Origin of the sequence: Corynebacterium xerosis NBRC 16721 = ATCC 373, from assembly GCF_001552415.1 — a bacterium.
In the GTDB taxonomy this organism is placed as follows: Bacteria; Actinomycetota; Actinomycetes; order Mycobacteriales; family Mycobacteriaceae; genus Corynebacterium; species Corynebacterium xerosis.
Genome location: NZ_BCRD01000002.1, coordinates 202,192 through 229,160, shown reverse-complemented (window position 1 = coordinate 229,160; position 26,969 = coordinate 202,192). Strand labels below are relative to the sequence as shown.

Here is a 26,969-nt window from a genome sequence, read left to right as displayed (position 1 = left end):
CACCGGGCCACCCCGGCGCCGCGCCCCGCTAGACTCGGCCCCGTGACGAATCCGACCTCCCCCACCACAGAGTCGACCGCCCTGCTGACGGACAAGTACGAGCTGACCATGCTGCAGGCGTCCCTCCGCGACGGCACGGCGGACCGGCAGTGCGCGTTCGAGGTCTTCGGCCGCCGGCTGCCCAACGAGCGCCGCTACGGCGTCGTCGCCGGCACCGCCCGCGTCCTCGACGCCATCTCGCGCTTCCGGTTCACCGAGGACCAGCTGGCGACGCTGGACTTCCTCGACGACGCGACGCTGGACTACCTGCGCAACTACCGGTTCAACGGCGACATCGACGGATACCGCGAGGGCGAGCTGTACTTCCCCGCCTCCCCGATCCTCACCGTGCGCGGCACCTTCGCCGAGTGCGTGATCCTGGAGACGGTGATCCTGTCGATCCTCAACGCCGACTCCGCCATCGCCTCGGCCGCCGCGCGCATGGTCACCGCCGCCGGCGGGCGGCCAATCATCGAGATGGGCTCGCGCCGCACCCACGAAGACGCCGCGGTCACCGCCGCCCGCGCCTCCTACCTGGCCGGATTCACCGCCACGTCGAACCTGGAGGCCGCCGCCCGCTACGGCATCCCCGCCTCCGGCACCGCCGCGCACTCGTGGACGCTGCTGCACACCAACGCCGACGGCACGCCCGACGAGGCCGGGGCCTTCCGCGCGCAGGTCGAGACCCTGGGCCTGGACACCACGCTGCTGGTGGACACCTACGACATCACCGCCGGCGTGGCCACCGCCATCGAGGTCGCCGGCCCGGAGCTCGGCGCGGTGCGCATCGACTCCGGTGACCTGGGCGTGCTGGCCCGCCAGGTCCGCCAGCAGCTCGACGGCCTGGGCGCCCACAACACCCGCATCGTCGTGTCCTCCGACCTCGACGAATTCGCCATCGCCGCGCTGCGCGCCGAGCCCGTCGACGTCTACGGCGTGGGCACGTCCGTGGTCACCGGTTCCGGGGCGCCGACGGCCGGGTTGGTCTACAAGCTGGTCGAGGTCGACGGGGTGCCCGTCGCCAAGCGATCCCGCGACAAGAAGAGCCACGGCGGAGCCAAGGCCGCGGTGCGCGCCTGCCGGCGGTCCGGCACGGCCGTGGAGGAAATCGCCTTCCCGCTGGGCAGCGACGCCCCGGACACCGGCACGCTCGACGCCGTCGACCTGACCATCCCGATGGTGCGCGGCGGCGAGCTTTCCGACGGCCTGCCGACGCTCGAGGACAGCCGCGACCACCTGGCCCGCGCCCTGATCTCCCTGCCGTGGGAGGGCCTGGCCCTGTCCCGCGACGAGCCGGTCCTGCACGTCCGCTTCGCCGGTGTCTGATCCCGCGGTGCACGACGCGATCGACGACCCCGCGTCCCCCGACGGCGTCGAGGCCCTGCTCGGCCACGCCGTCGCCGCCCTGGGCGGCAAGGAGCGGTCCGGGCAGGTGAAGATGGCCCGGTCGGTCCACGAGGCGCTCGACGCCGGCCGCCACCTGGCGGTCCAGGCCGGCACCGGCACCGGCAAGTCGCTGGCGTATCTGATCCCCGCGATCGTGCGGGCGATGGAGGACGACGAAGCCGTGATCGTCTCGACGGCGACGATCGCACTGCAGCGCCAGCTCGTCGAGCGCGATCTGCCGCGCCTGGCCGACGCGCTGGAGCCGCATCTGTCGCGGCGGCCGACGTTCGCGATCCTCAAGGGCCGCAACAACTACCTGTGCCAGAACAAGGTCGCCGAGGTGCCGCTGGACCAGGACGACGGCATCGGCGACACCGGCGCTCTCATCGACCCTTCGGCGCTGTCGCGCACGGCGGCCCAGGTCCTGGAGCTGCGCGAATGGGCCGGCGAGACCGAGGACGGCGACCGCGATTCCCTTCCGCGCGGCGTATCCGACATGGCCTGGCGGCAGGTGTCGGTGACCTCGCGGGAGTGCGTGGGCGCGGCGAAGTGCCCGATGGGCGAGTCCTGTTTCGCCGAGGCCGCGAAGGCCCGCGCCGCCGGCGTCGACGTGGTGGTGACCAACCATGCGCTGCTGGCCATCGACGCGATGTCCGATGGTCTGATCCTGCCGGAGCATTCCCACGTCATCGTCGACGAGGCCCATGAGCTCGACGGCCGCATCACCTCCGTGGCCACCGAGGAGCTCACCGCCACCGGCATCACGTTGACGGCCAAGCGCGCGAAGAAGGTCGGCGCCGCCGAGCAGGCGGCGGATCTGGAGGACGCGGCGGGAATGCTGCAGGAGGCGCTGGTGTCGCTTGGCGACGACGGCGTGGGCCGCTGGGACGAGATTCCCCCGGACGTCGGCGTGCCCCTGACCGCCCTGCGCGACGCGCTGTGGAAGACGCAGACGGCGCTGGCCACGGGCCAGGAGGGCGACGCCACCGAGCGTCAGACCGTTCGCGCCGCGCTGGAGAACATGCACGACGCCGCGGTGCGGATGCTCGCCCTCGACGAGGCCGACGTGGTGTGGATGACCGATCGGCGGGCGCTGTGCGTGGCTCCGCTGACGGTGTCGGATCTGCTGCGCGAGCGGCTGTTCGGCGAGAACACGGTGGTGCTGACCTCGGCGACGCTGGCGTTGGGCGGCCGCTTCGACGCGATGGCCGCGACGTGGGGCCTGCCGAAGGGGCAATGGGACGGCATGGACGTGGGCACGCCCTTCGATCCGGCCAAGTCCGGGATCCTCTACGTCGCCCGGCACCTGCCCAAGCCCGGCCGCGACGGCACGGATCCGAAGGTCATGGACGAAATGGCCGAGCTGATCAAGGCCGCGGGCGGGCGCACGTTGGGCCTGTTCTCCTCGCGCCGCGGCGCGGAGGCGGCGGCCGAGGAAATGCGCAAGCGCCTCCCCTTCGACGTGATGTGCCAGGGCGACGACGCCATCGGCAATCTGGTGGAGAAGTTCGCGGCCTCGGAGAACTCGTGCCTTTTCGGCACCCTGACGCTGTGGCAGGGCGTCGACGTCCCCGGACCGGCGCTGTCGCTGGTGGTCATCGACCGGATCCCGTTCCCACGCCCCGACGACCCGCTGTTGTCCGCGCGTTCCGACGCCGCCAACGAGGCGGGCCGCAGCGGTTTCATGGAGGTCTCCGCCACCCACGCCGCTCTGCTCATGGCGCAGGGCGCGGGCCGGCTGCTCCGGTCCGTCGACGACCGCGGAGTCGTCGCCGTGCTGGACCCCCGCCTGGCCACGCAGCGCTACGGCTCCTGGATAGCCGCGTCGATGCCGCCGTTCTGGCGGACCACCGACGGCGCCACGGCCCGCAAGGCCCTGGAACGCCTGGTGGCGCAGCGGTTCGGGGGCTGAATCCGGCGCCACCCGCTATTGGCAGCGCCCCCTACAACCCCGCGCGGTCGGCGGCGCCGGTGGCGTAGGCGATGAGGCCGTCGACCATCTCCGCGGTCGGGGCACCGACGGGTGCTTCGTTGGCGGGCATGTCGCGGACGCGGCGGACCACGCCCTCGGCGATGATGGCCACCTTCCACAGCCCCAGGACGCGCCAGTACTCCAGCGCCGCCCGGTCGCGGCCGGTGGCGGCCAGGTAACGGTCCGCGAGCTCCGGCCCCGTCGGAAAGCCCTCGGCCAGCGCCGCCCCGAACCCGGGCAGCACCAGGCCATCCCGCTCGGGCCAGTAGGCCAGCAGGGTGCCGACGTCGGCCAGCGGATCGCCCAGCGTGGCCAGTTCCCAGTCGACGACGGCCTTGATCTCGCCGGTGCCGGTGTCGCACATGACGTTGCCCAAATGCAGGTCGCCGTGCACGAGCACGGTCGCGTCCTGCTCGGGGACGCCGTCCCACAGCCGGCGGGTCAGGTCGTCGAGCGCCGCGGAGTCGCGGGTGCGGGTCTTCTCCCACTGTCCCGACCAGCGGCGCAACTGCCGCGGCGCATACGGTTCGTGGGAAGCCAGGCCATCGAGCCCGACCTCGGCCAAGTCGACGGCGTGGATGGCGGCCATCGCGTCGATGAGCCCCTCCCCGACCGCCCGGCGCGCCGCCACCGTCATCTCGTCGGCGATCGACGGCGAGGTCACGGCGGTGCCGTCGACGAGCTCCATGGCCACCACGGGCACCTCGGCGACGTCGGGTTCGGACCGCACGCCGAGGATCTCGGGCACGGGTACCCCGGTGCCGGCCAGCGCCGCCATGATCCTGCCCTCCCGGGCGACGTCATGGGCCGACGACGCCAGCGAACCCATCGGGGGCCGCCTGACGACGACCACGTGCCCCTCCGCATCGCGCGCCAGATAGGTCAAGTTCGACTGCCCCGCGCCCAGCCGCTCCAGGCGCACGGGCCCGCGGGTGGCGCCGGGCAACGTTTCCAGCCACTCGGCCAGCCGGGCCTCGTCGAAGGGGGTGATGGCGCCGTCGCCGGTTCCGGTTCGCTCGTTCATCGTTCTCCGCCTTTCGGTGTCCTGTCTCCACGGTATCGGCGGAGTTCGCCGCGCGCGATGGTCATCAGGTGCACCTCGTCTGGGCCGTCGGCCAGGCGCAGGGCGCGCAAGCCCGCCCAGAACTGGGCCAACGGCACGTCATCGGTGACGCCTTCGCCGCCGAAGAGCTGGATCGCCTGGTCGACCACCCGCAACGCCGTCGCCGGGGCGGCGACCTTGATCGCCGCGATCTCCTGGCGGGCGGCCTTGTTGCCGGCCTCGTCCATCAGCCACGCGGCCTTGAGCGTCAGCAGCCGGGCCATCTCGATGTCGATGCGCGCCTGGGCGATGCGGTCGCGGACGTTGTCGCGGTCGGCCAGGAGCGTGCCGAACGTCGACCGCTCCAGCGCACGCCGGCACATCATCTCCAGCGCCCGCTCGGCCATGCCGATGGCCCGCATGCAGTGGTGGATGCGTCCGGGGCCGAGCCTGTCCTGCGCGATGCGGAATCCCTCTCCTTCTCCCTTCAGCACGTCGAAATCGGGCACCACGACGTCGTCGAAGAGCACTTCCGCGTGCCCCTCGCGATCGTGGAAGCCGAACACCGGCAGGTCCCGCAGCACGGTCACGCCCGGCGCATCCGCCGGAACCACGAGCATCGACTGCTGGCGGTGGGTCTCGGCGTCCGGCGAGGTCTTGCCCATGACTATGAGCACCCGCAGGTTCGGGTGCATCCCGTTGGAGGTGAACCACTTGCGGCCGTTGAGCTTCCAGCCGCCGTCGACGCGCTCCATGCGCATGGCCACGTTGGTGGCGTCGGAGGAGGCCACGCCCGGCTCGGTCATGCAGAACGCCGAGCGGATCTCGCCGGCCAACAGCGGTTCGAGCCACCGCCGCCGGTGTTCCTCGGTGCCGTAGAGCTCGAGGACCTCCATGTTGCCGGTGTCCGGGGCATTGCAATTGCAGGCCTCCGGGGCGATGTGGGGGCTGCGGCCCATGATCTCCGCCAGCGGCGCGTACTCGACGTTGCTCAGCCCCGGCCCGCGCCCCGGGTGCGGGTGGAAGAGGTTCCACAGGCCACGGGACTTCGCCTCGGCCTTGAGCTCCTCCATCGCCGCCGGGTGGTGGTGCGGATCGCCGGAGGCGCGGACCTGCTCGGCGATGGTCGCCTCGGCGGGGTACACGCACTCGTCCATGAAGGCCTCGAGGCGTTCGCGGTACTCCCGGGCGCGGTCCGATTCGCGGAAATCCATGGCCGCCCTACATCCCCGCCGTGCCGATGAGCTGGCCGCCGTCGACGACCAGGTCCGCGCCGGTGATCCAGCGCGCGCCGTCGCCGGCGAGGAAGCAGATCACGTCGGCGACGTCGTCCGGCTCGCCGATGCGGCCCAGCGGCGTCGCGGCGGCCACCATCGGTTCGTGCTCGCGCCACAGCGCCTCGGCGAGTTTGGTGCGCACCACGCCAGGCGAGACCGAGTTGACCCGCACGTTCGGCGCCAGCTCGCGGGAAAGCTGCTTGGTCACGTGCAGCAGCGCCGCCTTCGACGCGTTGTAGGCGCCCAGGCCGTCCTCGACGGTCCACGCGCCGATCGACGCGACGTTGACCACCGCCGCGCCGGGCCGCGCCCCCAGGCCGTGGCCGACGGCGACGCGCACCCAATTCATCGGGGCCAGGGCGTTGATGGCGAAGGTCTTCTCCAGCGCCGAGCGCTCCTGCTTCACCACGGGCCCGTAGGCGGGGTTGGTGCCGGCGTTGTTGACCAGGATGTCCAGGCCGCCGAACTCGGCGCGCACCCGGGCGCAGGCGTCGTAGGCGGCGTCCGGCTCTCCTGCATGCGCGGCCAGACCGATGACCGTGCCGCCGGTGATCCCCGACAGTTCCGCCGCAGCGGCTTCCGCGGCCTCCGCCTTGCGCGAGGTGATGGCCACCTGCGCTCCGCCCTCGGCGAGGATCCGGGCGGTGGCGTTGCCGATCCCCCTCGTTCCGCCCGTGACCAGGGCGACCTTTCCGGTGAATTCATGAGCGATCATGGCCGGTCCTTTCATCCGCGCGCCCCATCCGGGCGCTGTCGGGGCCCAGCCTAGATTGAATCGTGATTCAAGTCACCGGTTTTTCGCTTTACGACGCCCACCGCCACCTCAATCGGCGCCACCCCAGTCCCCGGCGCGCATCCCCAGCGAGGACCACCAGATGCGGTTGACGGTCGCCAACACCCGCTCGAGGGTGGCGTCGTCGTCCGGATACTCGCCGTCCGCCCACGCCCCGTAGGCCATGCGCGAGACCATCGCCGACAGCGAAGCGGCCATCATTTCCACGTCGACGGCCGGGTCCACGACGCCGGCGTCGCGAAGGCGGCGCAGGGCCGCGGCATTGCGGCCCACGAAGTCTCGGGCGCGCCGCAACCGCAGCTCGCGGAAGCCCGGATGCATCTGGGACACCTGCTCCAGCAACGCCATCAGCCTGGCGTTTTTCCGGTACGACTCCAGATAGGACCGATTGGCGGCGGCAATCTCCGCGGCCGGCGCGAGACCTTCCGGGCGAGGGCCCCGCGACCGCCGCATCTCCTCCTCCACCCCGCACAGCACTTCGGCGAGCAAATCGTCGCGATCCTCGAAGTGGGTGTACAGCGTGCCGACGGAACAGCCCGCCTCCGCGGCGACGTCGGCGAGTTTCGCCGCGGCATATCCGTCGCGGACGAAGACCGTCCGGGCCGCCGCGAGGATCGCTTCCCGCCTGCCCTCTCCACGCGCCATGGCCCGCCACCTATCCGTTCCGACCCGTTCCGAAAATCGCTCTGGTGCCTGAATCCTGATTCAGTTACGATCTCACGTCAAGACCATATGTGATCCAGCACACAACACGCACCGCGCGGATGATGGCCGGATCGCTCACGAACACCTGGAGGAAAACATGCCGCAGACCAGCCCGAGGCCCGACGCCATCATCCCGGACGAGTCCATCTTCGACTACGTATTCGGCGACATCGCCCCGGAGTTCGCCGACAAGGTCGCCTTCGTCGACTCCGGTGCAACGACGACGTACTCCGAGTTGAAGGCGATGATCGAGGCGTTCGCCGGCGCGCTGGCGCACCGGGGCATCGGCAAGGGCGACGTCGTCGCGCTGCACTGCCCGAACTCCACCACCTTCGCCGTCGCCTACCACGGCATCCTGCGCGCCAACGCCACCGTCACGACCGTGGCCACGCTGGCGACCGCCGAGGACGTCGCCAAGCAGCTGACCGCGTCCGGCGCGAAGATGATCCTGACCACGTCGGCCATCGGTTGGGCGGGCACGCACGGCGCCGAAAACGCCGGCTTCACCGAGGACCAGGTGGTCGGCCTGACCGGCGTCCACGGCATCGCGGAGATGCTCGCCGAGGGCCACCCCGCCCCGGAGCAGGACATCGACCCGTCCACCGACGTCGCGGTGATCCCGTTCTCCTCCGGCACCACGGGCGTGCCCAAGGGCGTCATGCTCTCGCACACGAACCTCATCGCCAACCTGGTGCAGGTCGCCGACGGCACCCCGACGGTCCTCGGCTCCGACACCATCGCCGTCACCCCGCTGCCGTTCTTCCACATCTACGGCATGAACGCGCTGCTCAACCTGCTGCTGCGCCTGCGCGCCACCCAGTACACCATGTCCAAGTTCGACCTCGGCGACTTCCTGGAGATCATCCAGGACCACAAGGCCAACTTCGCGTTCATCGCCCCGCCGATCGCGGTGGCGCTGGCCAAGCACCCGATGGTCGACGAGTACGACACCTCGTCGATGAAGACCATGCTCTCCGGCGCGGCGTCGCTGAAGGAGGAGCTTGCCCTCCAGGTCGAGCAGCGCCTGGACATGGACATGGTGCAGGGCTACGGCATGACGGAACTGTCCCCCGTCTCGCACCTGCGCGTCGGCGACGGTTCCCCGCTGAACTCCATCGGCACCGCGGTGTGCAACACCGAGTTCAAGCTCGTCGACGTCGATTCCGACGATCTGGCCGAGATCCCCGTGCCCGAGTCGGGTCACTCGGCGGCCGGAGAACTGTGGGTCCGCGGCCCGCAGGTCATGCTCGGCTACCTCAACAACGAGGAGGCGACGAACCAGACCATCGTCGACGGCGGCTGGCTGCGCACCGGCGACATGGCGGAGCTCGACGAGCACGGCAACACCTACATCGTCGACCGCCTCAAGGAGCTGATCAAGTACAAGGGCTACCAGGTCGCGCCCGCCGAACTGGAGGCCGTCCTGCTGGGCCATCCGGACATCGCCGACGCCGCCTGCTCGGGCGTCTTCGACCGCGACGGCGAGGAGATCCCCAAGGCCTACGTCGTGCCGCAGGCCGGCGCCGAGCTCTCCGCCGAGGACATCATGGAGTACGTCGGGCAGCGCGTCGCCCCGTACAAGAAGGTCCGCGCCGTGGAGTTCATGGAGGCCATCCCGAAGTCGGCGACCGGCAAGATCCTGCGCAAGGACCTCAAGGCCATGGAGGCCGCCCGGGTCTAAACTCCGGCCCCGGCCCAGCCTCCCGAATAGCGCCCGCCCGTGACCATCACCGTCGCGGAGCCGGGCGCTATTTCGGTGAACCCCGCGTCGACGACGACCACGTCGGCGGCCGGGGCGTCGGGAAGCTCGGCCCGAGGCACTTCCCGCACCTGCAGCGGGAAGCCGTCCCGGGCCCACCGCCACGCGGCATCCTCGCCCAGCACCGCGGCCAACAGCATCGAACCGTGGCCCACCTGCGCGGCGGCCTTGCCCACGGTCATCCCGAGGTCGGAGTCGACCCAGATGATCGGCGTCGCCTCATCCAGCGAGCCCGGAACGGCATCGTGGGGCAGTTCCGTCCCGCCGATCTGGAGCTTTGCGACGAGCCGGTCCTCCTCCCCCACCGGCGCCGGCACCAAAGCACGGGCCGAAGCCCCATCCACGGTGACGGTCACGCCCGGCAGCGATTGGACGCGCTCCCAATGGGTGCCGCGCGCACGGCGGGCGATCTTGCGGATGCGCTCCCCGTACCAGCTGCGCAAGTTCCGGGAGTATCGGGCATCGGGAGCGGTGGCCCCCGCCAGATCCGCCGCCCGCTCATCCAGGCAGGCCGCCACGACGGCCCTCGCCGCCGCCTCGAGCAGCGGCGTGCGGGCCGGGCGCTCCGGCTTCGGGATGTGCAGCACGATCGGCATCGACCACGGCACGTCCTCGCCGGGATCACGGTCATGCGGCTGCGGAAGCGCCGCATGCGCGTCGGCGAACCACGCGGGCACGGCGGACGGGGCCGTGGCCGAGTCGTCGCAAAGCGAACTCACTGCTCGAGGGGGACCCGGCGGAACGAACCGTCCTCGCGGTCGGCGTAATCGATTTCGTCGCGGGAGACGCCGAGGATGAACAGCACCTCGTCCAGGAACGGGGTGTTCACCGAGGTATCCGCGACCTCCTTGAGCGCCGGCTTGGCGTTGAACGCGATGCCCAGGCCCGCCACCGACAGCATGTCGATGTCGTTGGCCCCATCGCCCACCGCGACCGTCTGGTGCATCTGCAGGCCATTGGCCTCCGCGAAGCGCTTGAGGCTGCGGGCCTTCTCCTCGCGATCGATGACGTCGCCGATGACGCGGCCGGTCAGCTTGCCGTCGACGATCTCCAGCGTGTTCGCACGGTAGAAGTCCAGGCCGAGCTCTTCGGCCAGCGGCTCGAGGATCTGAATGAAGCCGCCGGAAACCGCCCCGGCCTTGTAGCCCAGACGCTTGAGGGTGCGGATGGTGGTGCGCGCGCCCGGCGTCAGCACGATGGCGTCGGAGACCTCCTGCAGAACCGACTCCGGCAGGCCCGCCAGGGCCTTGACCCGCTCGTGGAGCGACTCGGCGAAATCGAGCTCCCCGCGCATGGCGCGCTCCGTCACGGCGGCGACCTCCGCCTCGCGGCCGGCGTGGGCGGCGAGCATCTCGATGACCTCGCCGGTGATCAAGGTGGAGTCGACGTCGAAGCAGATCAGTCGCTTGGAGCGGCGCTGCAGGCCATCGCGCTCGATGGCGATGTCGATCTGCTGCGCCATGGCCAACTCCGCCAGCGCCTTGCGCACGGGGATGCCGGCGCCGGGCTTGGGATCCGGCAGCGACACCTTCAGCTCCAGGCCAGTGACCGGGTAGTCCGCGATGCCACGGATGGTGTCGATGTTCGCCCCGTAGTCGGCCAGCGTCTGGCCGATGCGCGCGATGTCCTCGGCCGTGAGCGGATTGCCCAGCACCACCACAGCGTGCGACGACGCATGGCGGGTGGACTCCACGCCGGCGGTCGACACTTCCACGGTCATGCCGTGGCCCTTCAACGTGCCGGCGAGGCCGTCGGCCATCACCTCGAGGCGTTCGGGCTTGACGCCGACCAGCGCGCCGAGGGACAGCCGCGAACGGAACAGCGACTGCTCGACGTCCAGCACCTGCGCGCCGTGCGCGGCGAGCACCCGGAAGAACGACGCGGACACGCCGGGGCGGTCCGGGCCGGTGGCGGTGACCACCGCGGGCACGAGGCCCTCGGGCAGGGTCACGGTCTCCAGTTCGGGCGCGACGGCTTCGGGGGCTGCGGGTACCTCAACCTTGTTCTGCACGCCGACGATTATCCCATGCCCGGCCCGGGTACTCGACTCCGGGGCCGGTGAAAGGGGGTTTTCGGGCACGACGAAGGCCCCCGCCGGGAGGAACCAGCGGGGGCCTTTCTTCGTGACGCGTAGTCTACGGCAGCTTGGTCAACTTAGAGCTGACGGCCGACGTGGGCCTCGGCGCGCATGCGCTCGACCATGTGCGGGTAGTGCAGCTCGAACGCGGGGCGCTCGGAGCGGATGCGCGGCATGGCGGCGAAGTTGTGGCGCGGCGGCGGGCAGGAGGTGGCCCACTCGAGGGAGTTGCCGTAGCCCCACGGGTCGTCGACCGTGACGACCTCGCCGTAACGCCAGGACTTGAAGATGTTCCAGATGAACGGCAGGACCGAGACGCCCAGGATGGCGGCGCCGACGGTGGAGATCATGTTCAGCGTGGTGAAGCCGTCGGACTCGAGGTAGTCCGCGTAACGGCGCGGCATGCCCTCGTTGCCCAGCCAGTGCTGCACCAGGAACGTCAGGTTGAAGCCGACGAAGGTGAGCCAGAAGTGGATGTGGCCCAGCTTCTCGTCCAGCATGCGGCCGGTCATCTTCGGGAACCAGAAGTACACGCCGGAGTAGGAAGCGAACACCAGGGTGCCGAACAGGGTGTAGTGGAAGTGCGCCACCACGAAGTAGGTGTCCGAGATGTGGAAGTCCAGCGGCGGGGCGGCCAGCATGATGCCGGTCAGGCCACCGAACAGGAAGGTGACGATGAAGCCCAGCGCGAAGGTCATCGGGGTCTCGAACGTCAGGTGGCCGCGCCACATGGTGCCCAGCCAGTTGAAGAACTTCACGCCGGTCGGGACCGAGATCAGGAACGTCATGAAGGAGAAGAACGGCAGCAGGACCGCGCCGGTGACGAACATGTGGTGCGCCCAGACGGCCATGGACAGGCCGGCGATGGACAGGGTCGCGAAGACCATGCCCGCGTAGCCGAACAGCGGCTTACGGGAGAACACCGGGATGACCTCGGTGATGATGCCGACGAACGGCAGCAGCAGCACGTAGACCTCGGGGTGGCCGAAGAACCAGAACAGGTGCTGCCACATGATGGCGCCACCGTTGGCCGGGTCGTAGATGTGGCCGCCCAGCTTGCGGTCGTACAGCACGCCGAGGGCGGCGGCGGTCAGGATCGGGAAGATCAGCAGGGCCAGGATCGAGGTCACCAGGATGTTCCAGGTGAAGATCGGCATGCGGAACATGGTCATGCCCGGCGCACGGAGGCACAGGACCGTGGTGGTCATGTTGATGGCGGAGGCGATGGTGCCCACGCCGCCGATGCCGACGCCGACGATCCACAGGTCGGAACCGACGCCCGGGGAGTGGATGGAGTCCGACAGCGGGGAGTACATGGTCCAACCGAAGTCGGCCGCACCGCCCGGGGTCAGGAAGCCCGACAGCATCAGGATGCCGCCGATGGTGGTCAGCCAGAAGCCGAAGGCGTTCAGACGCGGGAAGGCCACGTCGGGCGCGCCGATCTGCAGCGGCAGGATGTAGTTGGCGAAACCCCAGACGATCGGGGTACCGAACAGAAGCAGCATCACCGTGCCGTGCATGGTGAAGAGCTGGTTGAACTGCTCGTTGGACAGGAACTGAAGGCCCGGCTGGAACAGCTCGGCGCGGATGAGCAGAGCCATGAGACCGCCCACGAAGAAGAAGGAGAAGCTCATGATGATGTACATGATGCCCAGCTTCTTGTGGTCGGTCGTGGTCAGCATGTCCCACGCCCAAGTGCCCTTGCGGTCGTGCCCGAACGGCTCCGGCCGTTCTGCCGTGGCCACTTCATGGCCGGGGCGAGGCGCTACTGCAGTCATTCTTCCTCCTGACTACGCGACTCCCCGTGGAACTCACAGGGTCGTCAAAGATTTGTTGCTGCCTAGATGTTAGAGGAGGTGGACACGTTTATGCGAGTCCACCTCGCGGTACCTGGCCGAGTCTAACCCCGACCTGTGAAAATGTTAAGGCTAAAGATAGGTAGGGGGGTATCCCCCAGCTTGCAGTGGGAACGTAGATCTTGCTGAGAATTCCCTTAAGCAGCGAAGATGCCGCCCAGCCCCTCCCTCATGGGCGTCACGTCGCCCTTCTCCCCCGCTCCACCCCCGAAGAAAGTTCCCGGTCGCAGGCGATTCACCGGCGGGTCGCCGCCGCTTCACGGCCCGCGCGACGACGATCCCGGCGCCTCTTTCGGGAAGGCGCCGGGATCGTCGTCAAGCGAAGCGGTGGAACCGGGCTAGAAGTCCCAGTCCTCGTCTTCGGTGCTCTCCGCCTTGCCCATCACGTAGGACGAGCCGGAGCCGGAGAAGAAGTCGTGGTTCTCGTCGGCGTTGGGGCTCAGGGCCGACAGGATCGCCGGCGACACCTTGCACTCGTCGGCCGGGAAGATGCCCTCGTAGCCGAGGTTGTTCAGCGCCTTGTTGGCGTTGTAGCGCAGAAAGCGCTTGACGTCCTCGGTCCAGCCGAGCTCGTCGTACATGTCCTCGGTGTACTGGGTCTCGTTGTCGTAGAGATCGAGCAGCAGATCGAAGGTCCAGTCCTTCAGCTCCTCGCGCTCCTCCGCGGACATCCGTTCCAGGTTCTTCTGGTACTTGTACCCGATGTAGTAGCCGTGGACGGCCTCGTCGCGGATGATCAGGCGGATGATGTCCGCCGTGTTCGTCAGCTTCGCGTGCGACGACCAGTACATCGGAAGGTAGAAGCCCGAGTAGAAGAGGAACGATTCCAGAATGACGGAGGCCGCCTTCTTCTTCTGCGCGTCGGCGCCCTCGTAGTACTCGAGGACGATCTTCGCCTTGCGCTGCAGGTGCTCGTTTTCCTCGGCCCAGCGGAACGCGTCGTTGATCTCCGGCGTCGACGCCAGCGTCTGGAAGATCGACGAGTAGGACTTCGCGTGCACCGACTCCATGAACGCGATGTTGGTGTACACAGCCTCCTCGTGGGAGGTCAGCGCGTCCGGCAGCAGCGACATCGCTCCGACGGTGCCCTGGATGGTGTCCAGCATGGTCAGGCCGGTGAACACCCGCATGGTGGTGCGCTGCTCGAGCTCGTTGAGCGTGTTCCAGCTCTTGATGTCATTCGACAGCGGCACCTTCTCGGGCAACCAGAAGTTTCCGGTCAGGCGATCCCAGACCTCGGAGTCCTTCTCGTCCGGGATGGTGTTCCAGTCGATGGCGGCCACCGGGCACTCGCGGGCCTCGGGGTGCTTCTCCCGGTGCGCGGGCGTGGACGGCGGGCAATCAGAGCGATTCACGGTCATGTAATTCCTCCCTTTACTCCCCGGGAGTCTATCCCCGATCGCGCCGTCCGGCGACCACCACCCCTGAAATCGAGGAAGCCGGGGAGCCGCGGGCGCAATGCCCCGGCTCCCCGGAAAAATTCCTGGTCAGAACGGCCGAACCGGCATAGGGGACAACTCTCCCCTATCGCCGCTGACAGCGCCTTCGGCCAGGGCGCCGGCCGGCTTTACGCGGGCACGGTCTCGCGCACCGCTTCACGACGCGACAGCACGCCGTCGGCAACCAGCCAGATCGCCAGGCCGACGAGGACGATGCCCGCGAGGATCCACAGCACGGTGGCGACGACCGCCTCGGCGCCGTTGGCCGCCGGCGACAGGCCGGACAGGAACGTCGGCCCGAGGTCGACGAGCTTAGCGGTGTAGGCGATGCCCACCGGCACGGCGATGTTGATGACCAGGTTGTAGAAGCCGATGGCAACACCGGACTTCTCCGGCGGGATGTCCCCCACCGCGGTGGCGACCAGGGGCGCGTAGATCAGCGCGAAGCCGGACGGGAACAGCAGCATCGAGATGACGATGACGGCCACGGACTGGCCCACGAACAGCGCGGGCAGGATCAGCGCCGCGGCGATCAGCAGCAGCGCCGCGATGATGGTGTTGCGCGACGACAGCACCTTGCCGACCTTGCCGGACAGCGCGTCATCATGGGTGCGGACGTGCCACGCGAACACGAGGGCGCCCACGATGGACAGGACGAGCCACGGCCAGGAGAAGTCCTGGAAGTACATCATCACCGCGGTGGCGACGACGGTGATGAGGAACAGGCCGAAGACGTCGAGGTGGCTGCGGACGCTGGCCGAATCCGGCACCTTCTTCAGGATCACCGGCACCGCCGCGATGAGCAGCAGCGACACCAGGAACATGGCGGTCCACGACACGTACGTGGCCATGATGCCCGACGTCAGCGTGCCGATCAGCAGCGCGCCCTGGAACGCCGACGTGGAAAAGCCGAGGTAGGTCTTCTGATCGGCCTTGGACAGGTACTTGGTCACGTAGATGACGTAGAGCGTCTCGGCCGCCGCCAGGCCGCAGGTCTGGATGATGCGGCCGACGAGCACGAGCTCCCAGACGCCCTGGAACGCGAAGCCGATGGCCGACCCCAACGCGATCATGGCGATGCCCGCGACGAGCAGCTTGCGCATGCTGATGGAGTCGGCCAACGCGGCGTAGACCACCGCGCCGATGCCGATGACGATGCCCGCCAGGGTCGCCTGCAGGCTGGCCGTCGTCAGCGACAGGCCCAGGTCCTCGGCGATGGGCTTGGTCATGAACTTGAATCCGTTGTCGATGACCAGGCAGAAAACGAAGGTGAAGAGGATGACCGGGACGGCGGCCTTCGGATTGAGGCCCGTCAGCGGCTTGTCGGAGACCTTGATGGATTTGATGCCCATGGCTAGATCGCCGCCAGCGGGAGCGCGAGCTCCATCATGGTGGTGAACGCGGTCTGGCGCTCCTCGGCGGTGGTCTGGCCGCCGGTGACGATGTTGTCGCTGACGGTGAAGATGCCCAGCGCCTCGACGCCGGCGCGCGCGGCGGTGGCGTACAGGCCGGCGGACTCCATCTCGACGGCGAGGACGCCCATGCGCGCCCAGCGCTCGTTGGCCTCCGGGTTGTCGTTGTAGAAGATGTCGGACGACAGGATGTTGCCCACGTGCGTCTTCACGCCCTGCGCGCGGGCCCGGTCGCGCACGTCCTCCAGCAGGCGGTACGAGGCGGTCGGCGCGTAGGTGCCGGGGATGCCGTACTGGGACAGGAAGTTGGAGTCGGTCGACGCCGACTGGCCGACGACCACGTCGTAGAGGTCGATGTCGGCCTGGAAGGCACCGCAGGAGCCGACGCGCACCAGCTTCTTCACGCCGAAGTCGTGGATGAGCTCCCACGCGTACAGCGAGATCGACGGGATGCCCATGCCCGAGCCCATCACCGACACCGGCGTGCCCTGGTACGTGCCGGTGAAGCCCAGCATGTTGCGCACCGCATTGAACTGCACCACGTCGTCGAGGTACGTCTCCGCGATGAACTTCGCCCGCAGCGGGTCGCCGGGCAGCAGAATGGTTTCGGCGATGTCGACGCCGTTCGGGTTGATGTGCGGTGTGCTCTCGCGGGCCATGGGGTCTCCTTCGACTCGGGCTTCTTCGCTTTCCGACGGATCGCGTCCGCCGCAACTGACCCCAGGCTACGCCCGTGCCGAACACTCGTCAATCACGTTGTTTACATCTGTGCATGGCGTTGGATCCTTCGCCGGGCCGTCGCAAAGCAACGTGCACACCGGGCGGTGACGCAAAAAAGGGGCGGGCCGCCCGGAAAAATCCCGGACGGCCCGCCCCTGCCCCACTGCTAGAGCATGCAGCTCACGCAGCCCTGGACCTCGGTGCCCTCGAGGGCGACCTGGCGCAGGCGGATGTAGTAGATGGTCTTGATGCCCTTGCGCCACGCGTAGATCTGCGCGCGGTTGATGTCGCGCGTGGTGGCGGTGTCCTTGAAGAACAACGTCAGAGACAGACCCTGGTCCACGTGCTGAGTGGCCGCGGCGTAGGTGTCGATGATCTTCTCGTAGCCGATCTCGTACGCATCCTGGAAGTACTCCAGGTTGTCGTTGTCCATGTGCGGCGCCGGGTAGTAGACGCGGCCGATCTTGCCTTCCTTGCGGATCTCGATCTTCGACGCGATCGGGTGGATCGACGACGTCGAGTTGTTGATGTACGAGATCGAGCCCGTCGGCGGCACCGCCTGCAGGTTGCGGTTGAACAGGCCGTGCTCCTGGATGGAGACCTTCAACTCGCGCCAGTCGTCCTGCGTCGGGATGCTGATCTCGGAGGCGTCGAACAGCTCCTTGACCCGGTCGGTGGCCGGCACCCACTCGGCGTCGATGTACTTGTCGAAGAACTCGCCGGTGGCGTACTTCGACTCCTCGAAGCCGCCGAACTTCACGCCGCGCTCCTTGGCGATCTTGTTCGACGCCTTCAGCGCCTCGAACAGCACGCAGTAGAAGTAGATGTTGGTGAAGTCGATGCCCTCTTCGGACCCGTAGTGGATCCGCTCGCGGCCGAGGTAGCCGTGGAGGTTCATCTGGCCCAGGCCGATGGCGTGCGATTTGTCGTTGCCCTTGCGGATCGACGGCACCGAGTCGATGGACGTCTGCTCGGACACGGCGGTCAGGCCGCGGATGGCGGTCTCGATGGTCGCGGAGAAGTCCGGCGAATCCATGGCCATGGCGATGTTCATCGAACCGAGGTTGCAGGAGATGTCCTCGCCGATGTGGTCGTAGGACAGGTCCTCGTGGTACGTCGACGGGGTCGACACCTGCAGGATCTCGGAGCACAGGTTCGAGTGGGTGATGCGGCCGGCGATGGGGTTCGCCTCGTTGACCGTGTCTTCGAACATGATGTACGGGTAGCCGGACTCGAACTGGATCTCGGCGAGCGTCTGGAAGAACGCGCGGGCGTTGATCTTCGTCTTCGAGATCCGCGGGTCCTCGACCATGTCGTCGTAGTTCTCGGAGATGTTGACGTCCGCGAACGGCGTGCCGTAGACGCGCTCGACGTCGTACGGGCTGAACAGGTACATGTCGTCGTTGTTCTTGGCCAGCTCGAACGTGATGTCCGGGATGACGACGCCCAGCGACAGCGACTTGATGCGGATCTTCTCGTCGGCGTTTTCGCGCTTGGTGTCCAGGAAGCGCAGGATGTCCGGGTGGTGCGCGTGCAGGTACACGGCGCCGGCGCCCTGGCGCGCGCCGAGCTGGTTGGCGTAGGAGAAGGAGTCCTCCAGCAGCTTCATCACGGGGATGACGCCGGACGACTGGTTCTCGATGTGCTTGATCGGCGCACCCTGCTCGCGCAGGTTCGACAGCAGCAGGGCGACGCCGCCGCCGCGCTTGGACAGCTGCAGCGAGGAGTTGATGGCGCGGCCGATGGACTCCATGTTGTCCTCGATGCGCAGCAGGAAGCAGCTCACCGGCTCGCCACGCTGGGCCTTGCCGGAGTTGAGGAAGGTCGGGGTCGCCGGCTGGAAGCGGCCGGAGATGATCTCGTCGACCAGGTGGCCGGCCAGATCGAGGTCGCCGTCGGCCAGGGTCAGGGCGACCATGCAGACGCGGTCCTCGTAGCGCTCGAGGTAGCGCTTCCCGTCGAAGGTCTTCAGCGTGTACGAGGTGTAGTACTTGTACGCGCCGAGGAACGACTGGAAGCGGAACTTGTGGGCGTAGGCCCGCTTGAAAAGCGCCTTGACGTCCTCGAACTGGTACTTGTCCAGGACGATCGGATCGTAGTACTTGTTCTCGACCAGGTAGTCCAGCTTCTCCTTCAGGTTGTGGAAGAAGACGGTGTTCTGGTTGACGTGCTGCAGGAAGTACTGCCGTGCCGCCTCGCGGTCCTTGGAGAACTGGATCTTGCCGTCGTCGTCGTACAGGTTCAGCAGGGCATTGAGCGCGTGGTAATCCAGCTCGTCCTTGCCGATGGGCTCCGCAACGGTCTTCCCCATGTCAGCCAATCTTCTGCTCCCTCTTCTTCGCCCTGGCTCGCGCCGGCTCTCTTTGTCGCTTGAACGTTGTCGATTGAACGCTGTCGCTTGAACGCTTCGTGCTTTGCGACGACCCACGTGGTCGCCGCAGTGGTGTGCGGATGGTGTCCGCCCCGTGCTTCTCGTCGGTGCTTCTTGTCGGTGCTTCTCGTCGGCCGCGTCCCATTTTCGTTCCCCTCCCCTATATAGGGGAAACTGCGCGGGCGCATGGTCCGGCGGCGGTCAGGACGCCGCGCGGTGCCGGAAAAAGTCCTCCAGCCCGGCTCGTACGATTCTCACGTCCTCGTCGTTGCCCATCAGCTCGAACCGGTAGACGTACGGCACCTTGCATTTTTCGGACACGATCTCGCCGGCCAAGCCGTAGTCGATGCCGAAGTTGGTGTTGCCGGCCGAGATGACCCCCCTGATCAACGAGCGGTTGTGCTCGTTGTTGAGGAATCGGATGACCTGGGGCGGCACCGGACGGGACTTGTCGCCCGTGATGGAGGAGCCGCCGCCGTACGTCGGGACGATCAGGACGTAAGGCTCGTCGACGAGCAACTCGGGTTCGCTTCGATGGATGGGGATCCGCGCGTTCGGGATGCCCAGCTTCTGCACGAACTTGTGCGTGTTGCCGGTGGCCGACGAGAAATAGACGATGAACAACGGCTTTCGCCACCCTTCAACGAAAGGCCGTGGGCTTTCCGCGCCGACGTGATGCGGCGTCTGCGGAAAATCCACGGCCGGGTGATTGGTCCCCGAACGTCCGCGGCCTTACGCGGCGAGCAGGGCCTTGATGCGGTCGGGGCGGAAGCCCGACCAGGTCTCGGCCCCGGTGTCCACGACCGGGGCCTGCAGGTGACCAAGGGCCATGACGTAGTCGCGGGCCTCGTCGTCGAGAGTGATGTCCACGATGTCGTAGGAAATGCCGGCCTTGTCCAGGGCTCGGGTGGTGGCGCGGCACTGCACGCAGGCGGGCTTGCTGTAGACGGTGACCATGTCTCGCACGTTCCTTCAGTCAGTCAGTTCGAGGAGTTCACGGCCGGGGTTCCTGGCGGTTCCCCCGGCCGGCGCCCTGTGTGGCGCAACACCAGAAACACTACACTTGGGGTTCCGAAAAGGCCAGTGACACAACATATAGTAGTTACACGCATCGAATTCCCAGGATGGGGATTCAGCGGCCACTACATGTGGGGCGCGATGGCCTCACAACCTTGTGATTTAGTGGTCGTGTCCCGGAAATTCCCCGAAAATCGCCGAAAATCATCTATCGAAGGCAGCCCTCACCTTCTATCGGCCGACCCTGGCCGAGCCAGACGCCACCGGGTGACGCCGGGTGGCGCCGGGTGGCGCCGGACGACGCCCGGGAACGACGCGGCAAAGAAAACCGCGCCGCATGGATCCGGGGATCTCATGCGGCGCGGCGGTGAAGCTGTTGAAGCTCAGGCGACTCAGCCCTGACGGGCCTTGAAGCGCGGCTCCTTCTTGTTGATCACGTAAACCTTGCCACGACGGCGCACGACCTGGGCGCCCGGCTTGTTCTTCAGCGACCGAAGGGACTTGCGGACCTTCATTCGGGCGCTCCTTTCTTCTCGGCTCCTGTGGGCGGTGGCGGGCCGCGCCACGCCTGCGCTAACGCGGCGGAGGATGCGACAACCCGGTGGCACCGACCTGCGGCGCCACGACACGAACGGCCATGTTACCCAACGGCCCCCTCAACCACAAAAAGCCCTGCTTTACGACGCCTCGGCGCCGGCGCTTTACGACGCCTCGGCGCCGGCTTCCCGCAGTTCGGCGCTGACTTCCGACAGGGAACGGCCCGTGGTTTCGGGCACCATTTTCCAGGTGAAGGCCAGTGCCATGGCTCCGGTGACCGCGAAGAAGAGGAAGGACCACGAGCCGCCGACGGCGTCGACCATCGGCAGGAAGGACTGCGCGACGAACCAATTCGCGGCCCACAGGGCCAGGCCCGCCATGCCCATGCCGGCGCCGCGGACCTCGGCGGGCACGATCTCGGAGATGAGCAGCCACGTGGCCACGGACACCGCGGCCTGCTGGAAGGCGATGAACACGGTCATCAGGGCCAGCGACGCCATCGCCCCCGCCGACGAGTCCGAGGCCAAGCCGTAGACCGGGGCGAGGACCGCCAGCGAGATCGCGCAGCCGGTCAGGCCGATGATCAGCATCTTCCGGCGGCCGACGCGGTCGATGATGCTCATGCCCACCGCGCAGGCGATGACGGAGACCGTGCCGATGAGGATCGACGTGTACACCGAGTTCTCGGCGGACAGGCCGACCTTGTTCATCATCGTCGGCGCGAAGTACATGATGGCGTTGGCGCCCGTGACCTGCTGCGTGACGCCGATGAGCATGGCGATGATCACCGCCCGCCGGATCCACGGCACCTTCAGCGCGGCACGTTCGGCGGCGCGCTGCCCGTCGCTCATGGAACCTTCGGCGATCTCGACGTCGGAAAGCTCCGCCCGGGGACCGTGCATGTCCCGCAGCACCTTCAGCGCCCGGTCGCGCCGGTTCCGGCGCAGGAGGTAGGCGGGCGTGTCCGGCAGCAGCAGCATGCCGATGAGCAGCACGACGGCGGGCACGGCGCCCAGGCCCAGCATCCAGCGCCACGATCCGGAGTCGGCGAGCGCGGAGTTGGTGAGGAAGGCCACCAGCTGGCCGATGACGATCATCAGCGAGTTGAGGCTGACCAGGCGGCCGCGGATGTGCGGCGGCGACATCTCCGAGATGTACATGGGCACCACGATGGACACCGCGCCGATGCACACGCCCAGCAGCGTCCGCGCGGCACCGAGCTCGAAGGCGGAGCCGGCGATGGCGCACCACAGGCTGCCGACGATGAAGCCGACGGCGCCGATGAGCACCGTGGCCCGGCGGCCGATCGCGTCGGCGACGCGGCCGCCGGTGAAGGCGCCGATGGCCGCGCCGACCAGGAGCATCGCGGTGACCGTCGATTCCTGCGCGGCCGTGAGCTCGAAGGAGCGCTGGATGAACAGCAGGGCACCGGAAATGACGCCGGTGTCGTATCCGAACAGGAGGCCGCCGAGCGCGGCGATCACCGCGACCGCGATGGCGCGGCCGGATGAGGCGGGGGGTTGCGGCTGAGGCTCCCGGGGAGCACTGGTCATGTCATTCACGGGGGCAATCATGCCACCGAAACGGGCCGGAAACGTCTCCGACGTACCCTGGGCCCATGACGATTCCGAAGGACAGCGTCCGCGGGCGCATCATCGCCGACCTGAACGTTTCGCCGGAGATCGACCCGGCCGCGGAAATCGAGGCACGGGTGGGGTTCCTCGTCGACTACCTCGCCGCCACCGGCGCCCGCGGTTATGTACTGGGCATTTCCGGTGGCCAAGACTCGACGCTGGCCGGCCGGCTGGCGCAGATGGCCGTGGAGCGGGTGCGGGCCGACGCCGGCGGCACGACCCCCGACCATCTGACCGACCCCGTGTTCATCGCGGTGCGCCTGCCCCACGGGGTGCAGGCCGACGAGGACGACGCGCAGATCGCGCTGCGGTTCATCGATCCCGACGAATCGGTCGTCGTCGACATCGAGCCCGCGACCACCGCCATCGACGATGCCGTGGCGGCGGCGCTGAAGGTCCGCGAGCTCGGCGACTTCAACAAGGGCAACGTCAAGGCGCGCCAGCGCATGATCGCCCAGTACGCGATCGCCGGCGAGCGCGGGTTGCTGGTCATCGGCACCGATCACGCGGCCGAGGCCGTCACCGGTTTCTTCACCAAGCATGGCGACGGCGGCGTGGACCTGGTCCCGCTGGCGGGGCTGACCAAGCGCCAGGGCGCATTGCTGCTGGACCATCTCGGCGCGCCCGAGTCGACGTGGACGAAGGTGCCCACCGCGGACCTGGAGGAGGACCGCCCCGCACTTCCCGACGAGGTCGCCCTGGGCGTCACCTACGCGGCCATCGACGCCTACCTCGAGGGCCGCGACGTGTCGGACGCCGATGCGGCGCGCATCGAGAAGCTGTGGCGGGTCAGCCGCCACAAGCGGGCCACTCCCCCGGGCCCGGCCGATGATTGGTGGCGGGACTGACCTAATGGAGGGACTGGCCCGGAAAGCGAACCGCTAGGCCTCCGGCGCGAACGCGTCGGCGCCGGCGAGCCACACGGGATCGGCGGTGTGGCCGGAATCCTGCACCAGCTCGGCGGTGACCAGGCCATGGGCGAAGGCCCACAGCGCCAGGCCGCGAGCTTCGTCGCCGCCGGTGACGCGCGTGAAGGGCTCGCGGATCCACCGGTCCAGGTCCGTCGGCTCGACCATGTTCACCACGCGGGTGCGGCTGATCAGCCGGTAGCCGTGGGGGTCGGCGGCGGCGGCCCGCCGGTACGCCTTGAGCAGCGACCGCGGGCAGGAGTCCTCCTCCACCGCGGAATGCAGCGCGGCTCCGAGGTTGCGCAGCGTCTCGTCGAGAAGCAGACGATAGAGCTCGTCCTTGCCCGTGATGTGCTTGTACAGCGACGGGGCCTTGACGTCGAGGCGGGCGGCCAGGCGGCGCATGCTGACGTTGCGCCAGCCGGACTCGCGCAGCATCGTTCGCGCTTCATCGAGAATGTGCTGGACGCGCGGCGAATGCTGGCCGGGCGCGGCGATCTCGCGTGCATCGGTCATGGGTGCACCACCCTCCGGAATATTTATGATGCTGGTCACATTCCGGAGGGTAGCGCCGATAACGACGGTGCGGGCCGGTTTCACGAAACCGGCGGTCCGCAACTGCGCTAGTAGCGCTCGGGCTCGTCGCCCAGGTGGAACTTGCGGCCCGAGATCTCGTTCGGCGAGACCACGACGTAGTTGTACTTCAGGGTCGGCAGCCACGGCTTCAGCGGCAGCTGGTCGGCCGCCTCGATCTCCGCGTTCGATGACAGCGTGCGGGCGGTGCCCTTCACCACGACGGACCACGCCTCCTGCGAGTCGCCGTCGACGTTGTCGGCCTCGAACAGCACGTCATTGTTGAGGGTCAGGGAAAACAGCTTGGACCCCTCCGCCGTGCGGAAGTAGATCTCACCCTCATGGACCAGGTAGTTCAGCGGGAACAGATCCATGTCGTCCTTGCGGCGCACGACCAGGCGACCGAAGGTCTTGGTCGCCAGCAGCTCGAGGGATTCCTCGTCGGACAGGTTCTGGATGACGTCGGTGTTTTCGCTCATGGCGCCCATTGTTCCACCGCTCGAACTTTCACGCAGACCCGCCCGCGACCCTATTTGCGCACCTGACGTGCGCATATCGGATATCCGCAGGTAGCCGAACGTTCGGCGGGCGAACACCGTTAGGGGGTGGCGACTGGGTTGGCCACCGACTCAGGGACGAACCAGGACCTTGATGCTGCGCCGCTCATCCATGTCCCGGTATCCGCCCGGGATCCCGTCGATGCCGGTGACCACGTCGAAGACGAGTCCCGGTTCGATCGTCCCGTCGAGGATGTCGGGCATGAGCTCCTCCACGTAGGCCCGCGTCGGGGCCGGACCACCCGCCAATCGGACGTTCGGCCCGAAGAGACTGGTGAACCCGACCCTCGCCCGCGAATACTGGGGCACTCCCACCCGGCTGACCACGCCGCCGGGACGCACGACTCCGACCGCCTGCTCGTACGCCGGCATGTGCCCCACCGCCTCGAGCACGATGCCGGAACCGTGGCCGCCGGTGAGCTCGCGGACCCGCTCGATGCCCTCCTCCCCTCTTTCCGCCACGACATCGGTGGCGCCGAACCGACGGCCGAGATCCGTGCGATCGCGGTGGCGGCCCATGAGAACGATCTGCTCCGCTCCGAGCCTCTTCGCGGAGAGCACCGCCATCAGACCGACCGCGCCGTCGCCGATGACCGTCACCGCGCTGCCCCGGGTCACGCCACCGCACTTCGCGGCGTGATGGCCGGTGCCGAAAACATCGGACAACGTGAGCAACGACGGAATCAGCGCCGAGTCCTCCGCGACGGGCAACTTCACCAGGGTGCCGTCGGCAAGCGGGACCCGCACGGCCTCCGACTGGCCGCCCTGATCGGGGACGCCGTCCCAGAACCCGGCCTGCTCGTGGGTGCACGAAGTATGCAGCCCCTCGACGCAGAAGACGCAGGAGTTGTCGGAGATCGCGAACGGCGCCACCACCAGGTCGCCCCTGCGCAGCGTCGCGACGTCCGAACCGACGTCCTCGACGACGCCGATGAACTCGTGGCCCATCCGCGCCGGACCATGGGCGGGATCCATCGAGTGATACGGATGCAGATCCGAACCGCAGATGCAGCTGGCCGTCACCCGGACCAGCGCGTCGGTGGGCAGTTCGATGCGGGCATCGGGGACGTCCTCGATGCGGACGTCGCCGGGGCCGTACATGAGGGTCGCGCGCATGATGGTCTCGCTTCCGTGTGCCGGGAAAGTTCCCGCAAGGTTACTGCAGAGACGGCGTCCCGAGACGCGAAAAGGCGGGGCCGCATCTGGAATTCCAGGTGCGGCCCCGCCGTTCAAGTGGAGCTAAGGGGACTCGAACCCCTGACCCCCACACTGCCAGTGTGGTGCGCTACCAGCTGCGCCATAGCCCCGTATCGAATTGTGTTTCCGCGAACTCTCGCGGCCACGGAAAACCGGCGAACCGATTTCCAGTGGAGCTAAGGGGACTCGAACCCCTGACCCCCACACTGCCAGTGTGGTGCGCTACCAGCTGCGCCATAGCCCCGTGAAGCCTGTCGGCGAACACCTTCCGGCACTCGCTTCGGACTCCCTGTAAATTACACGGCCACCCGGGGATTACCCAAATCCCCAGGTGGCCGCCCGGCCCCCGCCTGCGCGGGGAGCGGCGAAACTACGCCTTGCCGGCCTCGAGCGCGACCTTGACCCAATCGCCCAGGGTGCCGGCTTCCTTCGGGGTGACCTCTTCGCCGTCGACGATGACGTGCGGGGAGGACACGGAGCCGGTGACGCCGGACAGCTTCTCGCCGTTGGCGGTGCCGATGGCGTTCGCGGCGTCCCGGTCGAGCGCGCCGTTGCGCACGTCGTCGACGAGATCCGACGGAGCGCCCATCATCTCGAGGCGCTCGGCCAGCTGCTCGTCATCCCACTTCGCCGCGGACTGGATGTCCTCGAGCATGAGGGTGTGCACGTTCCAGTACAGGCGTGCGTCGCCGGTCTCGGCCACGCGCTTCATCAGCGCCAGGGTCTTCGTCGAATGGCCCTCGATGTTCTCCCGGTCCAGGAAGTTCAGGGGGTGGTACTCGACGACGAGCTCGCCGTTGTTCAGCGCCTCCAGCTGGTCGGCGTGGCCGCCGTTGGCCATCTCGGCGCAGTACGAGCACGAGTAATCCTCGTAGACCTCGGCGACGACGGCGTCGTCACCGGCCTCGTCGGAGGCCAGGCGGACGATGTTGCCGTCGGCCTGGACCGAGAACGACACGTCCTCGTCGGGAAGCCCCTCGATCGGCTGGTTGCGCCCCATGTACAGGACGACGCCGATGACCACGGCGACGATGGCGATGAGGGCGATGATGCCGACGATGAAGCCGGAGCCCTTCTCATTCGGGTTTTTGATTTTCTGGCTCACGGATCACACGATAGCGGCCGGGGTCGCGCAGGTCACCCCGCGGAGGGTGATTCGGGGAGGTGTTTCTGGACACGTCAACCACCTGCCGCGCGACACCGCCGATCCCATCGGACCACGGCCGGATCACGGCCGGATCGCGAACTTCTCGAACGGCCGCCATGCCGTCCACGCCGCCATGGCCAGGAACAGCGCGTCGCGGCCCATGGTCGCCAGATACGACGACGGTCCCGCATCGGCGTCGTATCCCCCGCCGCCGAAGCAGCCGCAGTCGATGCTCAGGCCCCGAGCCCACGCCGACGCCACACCGACGATGAAACCCGCCAGCACCAGCGCCGACACCACGCCGGCGGCGCGCAGGAACACGCCGGCCAGCAGCATCAGGCCGAGCACCAGCTCGAACGCCGGCAACGCCACGGCCAACGGCGGCACCCAGGATGCGGGCACGATCTCGTACGCCCCAATGGCTTGTTCACTGTCCAGGGGCGCGAGCAGCTTCGCCGTGCCCGACCACAGCCACACGATGGCCAGGCCTAAGCGGGCGACGAAGCCGATCGCGCCGGATACGGCGTTCATCGGGGATGATGCTCGGAAGG

Annotated in this window: 24 protein-coding genes and 2 tRNA genes; 4 read left to right on the top strand and 22 right to left on the bottom strand. The window is 68.1% G+C overall.

Features of this window, described 5'->3' with window-relative positions; translation table 11 throughout:
• Positions 1 to 42 precede the first annotated feature (42 nt).
• Together CX1_RS03930 and CX1_RS03925 are read left to right on the top strand one after the other, a co-directional pair.
• Positions 43 to 1,365 (top strand): nicotinate phosphoribosyltransferase, encoded by a 1,323-nt coding sequence (locus CX1_RS03930; RefSeq protein WP_046650346.1) that lies wholly within the window; start codon positions 43 to 45, stop codon positions 1,363 to 1,365.
• Between the two features lie 19 nt (positions 1,366 to 1,384).
• Positions 1,385 to 3,337 (top strand): ATP-dependent DNA helicase, encoded by a 1,953-nt coding sequence (locus CX1_RS03925; RefSeq protein WP_255217639.1) that lies wholly within the window; start codon positions 1,385 to 1,387, stop codon positions 3,335 to 3,337.
• A 31-nt stretch (positions 3,338 to 3,368) separates the two neighbouring features.
• On the opposite strand, the gene CX1_RS03920 is transcribed toward CX1_RS03925, so the two are convergent.
• The 4 genes from CX1_RS03920 to CX1_RS03905 all read right to left on the bottom strand — a co-directional run bounded on the left by CX1_RS03920 (position 3,369) and on the right by CX1_RS03905 (position 7,154).
• Positions 3,369 to 4,421: a phosphotransferase family protein gene (locus CX1_RS03920; protein ID WP_046650345.1), complete on the bottom strand. Its 1,053-nt coding sequence runs from the start codon at positions 4,419 to 4,421 to the stop codon at positions 3,369 to 3,371.
• Complete coding sequence (locus CX1_RS03915) at positions 4,418 to 5,653, bottom strand: acyl-CoA dehydrogenase family protein (protein WP_046650344.1); 1,236 nt, start codon at positions 5,651 to 5,653, stop codon at positions 4,418 to 4,420. The genes CX1_RS03920 and CX1_RS03915 overlap by 4 nt, the downstream gene beginning before the upstream one ends.
• Before the next feature lie 7 nt (positions 5,654 to 5,660).
• A complete protein-coding gene (locus tag CX1_RS03910) occupies positions 5,661 to 6,431 on the bottom strand; it encodes an SDR family oxidoreductase (RefSeq protein WP_046650343.1) in 771 nt (256 codons plus the stop codon).
• Positions 6,432 to 6,539: 108 nt separating this feature from the next.
• Entirely contained in the window at positions 6,540 to 7,154 is a 615-nt protein-coding gene (locus CX1_RS03905) for a TetR/AcrR family transcriptional regulator (RefSeq protein ID WP_046650342.1), read from the bottom strand.
• A gap of 157 nt (positions 7,155 to 7,311) precedes the next feature.
• Here CX1_RS03905 and CX1_RS03900 point away from each other — a divergent pair, with 157 nt between their 5' ends.
• Positions 7,312 to 8,895, top strand: coding sequence for an AMP-binding protein (locus CX1_RS03900; protein ID WP_046650341.1), 1,584 nt, complete (start codon positions 7,312 to 7,314; stop codon positions 8,893 to 8,895).
• Here the strand turns inward: CX1_RS03900 and CX1_RS03895 are convergent.
• From CX1_RS03895 to CX1_RS03845, 11 genes are all read right to left on the bottom strand, one after another.
• Positions 8,892 to 9,692 carry a peptidyl-tRNA hydrolase gene (locus tag CX1_RS03895; protein ID WP_046650340.1) on the bottom strand — a complete coding sequence of 267 codons (801 nt, stop codon included), beginning with the start codon at positions 9,690 to 9,692 and terminating at the stop codon, positions 8,892 to 8,894. The genes CX1_RS03900 and CX1_RS03895 overlap by 4 nt on opposite strands.
• A complete protein-coding gene (gene serB / locus CX1_RS03890; protein WP_046650339.1) occupies positions 9,689 to 10,984 on the bottom strand; it encodes a phosphoserine phosphatase SerB in 1,296 nt (431 codons plus the stop codon). Before serB ends, CX1_RS03895 begins: the two co-directional genes overlap by 4 nt.
• 143 nt (positions 10,985 to 11,127) lie before the next feature.
• Positions 11,128 to 12,828, bottom strand: coding sequence for an aa3-type cytochrome oxidase subunit I (gene ctaD / locus CX1_RS03885; RefSeq protein WP_046650338.1), 1,701 nt, complete (start codon positions 12,826 to 12,828; stop codon positions 11,128 to 11,130).
• Between the two features lie 416 nt (positions 12,829 to 13,244).
• A complete protein-coding gene (nrdF, locus tag CX1_RS03880; RefSeq protein WP_046650337.1) occupies positions 13,245 to 14,267 on the bottom strand; it encodes a class 1b ribonucleoside-diphosphate reductase subunit beta in 1,023 nt (340 codons plus the stop codon).
• A gap of 206 nt (positions 14,268 to 14,473) precedes the next feature.
• Positions 14,474 to 15,697, bottom strand: a complete 1,224-nt coding sequence (locus CX1_RS03875; RefSeq protein WP_060925311.1) for an MFS transporter — start codon at positions 15,695 to 15,697, stop codon at positions 14,474 to 14,476.
• A gap of 2 nt (positions 15,698 to 15,699) precedes the next feature.
• Positions 15,700 to 16,416, bottom strand: a complete 717-nt coding sequence (deoD, locus tag CX1_RS03870; protein WP_046650335.1) for a purine-nucleoside phosphorylase — start codon at positions 16,414 to 16,416, stop codon at positions 15,700 to 15,702.
• A gap of 227 nt (positions 16,417 to 16,643) precedes the next feature.
• The gene (gene nrdE / locus CX1_RS03865) at positions 16,644 to 18,788 is read right to left on the bottom strand and encodes a class 1b ribonucleoside-diphosphate reductase subunit alpha (protein WP_046650334.1); all 2,145 of its coding nucleotides are present in this window, start codon (positions 18,786 to 18,788) and stop codon (positions 16,644 to 16,646) included.
• Positions 18,789 to 19,049: 261 nt separating this feature from the next.
• Positions 19,050 to 19,472, bottom strand: a complete 423-nt coding sequence (gene nrdI, locus CX1_RS03860; protein ID WP_046650333.1) for a class Ib ribonucleoside-diphosphate reductase assembly flavoprotein NrdI — start codon at positions 19,470 to 19,472, stop codon at positions 19,050 to 19,052.
• Between the two features lie 108 nt (positions 19,473 to 19,580).
• Positions 19,581 to 19,805: a glutaredoxin-like protein NrdH gene (nrdH, locus tag CX1_RS03855; protein ID WP_046650332.1), complete on the bottom strand. Its 225-nt coding sequence runs from the start codon at positions 19,803 to 19,805 to the stop codon at positions 19,581 to 19,583.
• 452 nt (positions 19,806 to 20,257) lie between these two features.
• Positions 20,258 to 20,380, bottom strand: a complete 123-nt coding sequence (gene ykgO / locus CX1_RS03850) for a type B 50S ribosomal protein L36 (RefSeq protein WP_005511141.1) — start codon at positions 20,378 to 20,380, stop codon at positions 20,258 to 20,260.
• Positions 20,381 to 20,566: 186 nt separating this feature from the next.
• Positions 20,567 to 21,955 (bottom strand): sugar porter family MFS transporter, encoded by a 1,389-nt coding sequence (locus CX1_RS03845; protein WP_082719077.1) that lies wholly within the window; start codon positions 21,953 to 21,955, stop codon positions 20,567 to 20,569.
• A gap of 65 nt (positions 21,956 to 22,020) precedes the next feature.
• On the opposite strand from CX1_RS03845, the gene nadE reads away from it, so the two are divergent.
• Positions 22,021 to 22,884 carry an NAD(+) synthase gene (gene nadE / locus CX1_RS03840; RefSeq protein WP_046650331.1) on the top strand — a complete coding sequence of 288 codons (864 nt, stop codon included), beginning with the start codon at positions 22,021 to 22,023 and terminating at the stop codon, positions 22,882 to 22,884.
• Between the two features lie 33 nt (positions 22,885 to 22,917).
• Here nadE and CX1_RS03835 read toward each other — a convergent pair whose 3' ends face one another.
• From CX1_RS03835 to CX1_RS03805, 7 genes are all read right to left on the bottom strand, one after another.
• Positions 22,918 to 23,460 (bottom strand): TetR/AcrR family transcriptional regulator, encoded by a 543-nt coding sequence (locus CX1_RS03835; RefSeq protein ID WP_060925310.1) that lies wholly within the window; start codon positions 23,458 to 23,460, stop codon positions 22,918 to 22,920.
• A 107-nt stretch (positions 23,461 to 23,567) separates the two neighbouring features.
• On the bottom strand, positions 23,568 to 23,996 hold the full coding sequence (locus tag CX1_RS03830) for a pyridoxamine 5'-phosphate oxidase family protein (protein WP_046650361.1): 429 nt from the start codon (positions 23,994 to 23,996) through the stop codon (positions 23,568 to 23,570).
• A 150-nt stretch (positions 23,997 to 24,146) separates the two neighbouring features.
• Positions 24,147 to 25,190, bottom strand: coding sequence for an alcohol dehydrogenase catalytic domain-containing protein (locus CX1_RS03825; protein ID WP_046650330.1), 1,044 nt, complete (start codon positions 25,188 to 25,190; stop codon positions 24,147 to 24,149).
• Between the two features lie 118 nt (positions 25,191 to 25,308).
• Positions 25,309 to 25,381, bottom strand: a tRNA-Ala gene (locus CX1_RS03820).
• 61 nt (positions 25,382 to 25,442) lie between these two features.
• A tRNA-Ala gene (locus tag CX1_RS03815) sits at positions 25,443 to 25,515 on the bottom strand.
• A 126-nt stretch (positions 25,516 to 25,641) separates the two neighbouring features.
• The gene (locus CX1_RS03810) at positions 25,642 to 26,376 is read right to left on the bottom strand and encodes a DsbA family protein (protein ID WP_046650329.1); all 735 of its coding nucleotides are present in this window, start codon (positions 26,374 to 26,376) and stop codon (positions 25,642 to 25,644) included.
• A gap of 123 nt (positions 26,377 to 26,499) precedes the next feature.
• On the bottom strand, positions 26,500 to 26,949 hold the full coding sequence (locus CX1_RS03805) for a DoxX family protein (protein ID WP_046650328.1): 450 nt from the start codon (positions 26,947 to 26,949) through the stop codon (positions 26,500 to 26,502).
• Positions 26,950 to 26,969 lie beyond the last annotated feature (20 nt).

What these genes read in the sequence shown, in the direction of transcription:
- CX1_RS03900 (WP_046650341.1), top strand. Translation starts at nt 7,312, where the DNA reads ATGCCGCAGACCAGCCCGAGGCCCGACGCCATCATCCCGGACGAGTCC.
- nrdE (WP_046650334.1), bottom strand. Translation starts at nt 18,788, where the DNA reads ATGGGGAAGACCGTTGCGGAGCCCATCGGCAAGGACGAGCTGGATTAC.
- nrdH (WP_046650332.1), bottom strand. Translation starts at nt 19,805, where the DNA reads ATGGTCACCGTCTACAGCAAGCCCGCCTGCGTGCAGTGCCGCGCCACC.
- nadE (WP_046650331.1), top strand. Translation starts at nt 22,021, where the DNA reads ATGACGATTCCGAAGGACAGCGTCCGCGGGCGCATCATCGCCGACCTG.
- CX1_RS03845 (WP_082719077.1), bottom strand. Translation starts at nt 21,955, where the DNA reads ATGACCAGTGCTCCCCGGGAGCCTCAGCCGCAACCCCCCGCCTCATCC.
- CX1_RS03805 (WP_046650328.1), bottom strand. Translation starts at nt 26,949, where the DNA reads ATGAACGCCGTATCCGGCGCGATCGGCTTCGTCGCCCGCTTAGGCCTG.
- CX1_RS03915 (WP_046650344.1), bottom strand. Translation starts at nt 5,653, where the DNA reads ATGGATTTCCGCGAATCGGACCGCGCCCGGGAGTACCGCGAACGCCTC.
- CX1_RS03875 (WP_060925311.1), bottom strand. Translation starts at nt 15,697, where the DNA reads ATGGGCATCAAATCCATCAAGGTCTCCGACAAGCCGCTGACGGGCCTC.
- CX1_RS03830 (WP_046650361.1), bottom strand. Translation starts at nt 23,996, where the DNA reads ATGAGCGAAAACACCGACGTCATCCAGAACCTGTCCGACGAGGAATCC.
- ctaD (WP_046650338.1), bottom strand. Translation starts at nt 12,828, where the DNA reads ATGACTGCAGTAGCGCCTCGCCCCGGCCATGAAGTGGCCACGGCAGAA.
- nrdF (WP_046650337.1), bottom strand. Translation starts at nt 14,267, where the DNA reads ATGACCGTGAATCGCTCTGATTGCCCGCCGTCCACGCCCGCGCACCGG.
- CX1_RS03825 (WP_046650330.1), bottom strand. Translation starts at nt 25,190, where the DNA reads ATGCGCGCGACCCTCATGTACGGCCCCGGCGACGTCCGCATCGAGGAC.
- CX1_RS03905 (WP_046650342.1), bottom strand. Translation starts at nt 7,154, where the DNA reads ATGGCGCGTGGAGAGGGCAGGCGGGAAGCGATCCTCGCGGCGGCCCGG.
- deoD (WP_046650335.1), bottom strand. Translation starts at nt 16,416, where the DNA reads ATGGCCCGCGAGAGCACACCGCACATCAACCCGAACGGCGTCGACATC.
- CX1_RS03920 (WP_046650345.1), bottom strand. Translation starts at nt 4,421, where the DNA reads ATGAACGAGCGAACCGGAACCGGCGACGGCGCCATCACCCCCTTCGAC.
- CX1_RS03910 (WP_046650343.1), bottom strand. Translation starts at nt 6,431, where the DNA reads ATGATCGCTCATGAATTCACCGGAAAGGTCGCCCTGGTCACGGGCGGA.
- ykgO (WP_005511141.1), bottom strand. Translation starts at nt 20,380, where the DNA reads ATGAAGGTCCGCAAGTCCCTTCGGTCGCTGAAGAACAAGCCGGGCGCC.
- CX1_RS03835 (WP_060925310.1), bottom strand. Translation starts at nt 23,460, where the DNA reads ATGACCGATGCACGCGAGATCGCCGCGCCCGGCCAGCATTCGCCGCGC.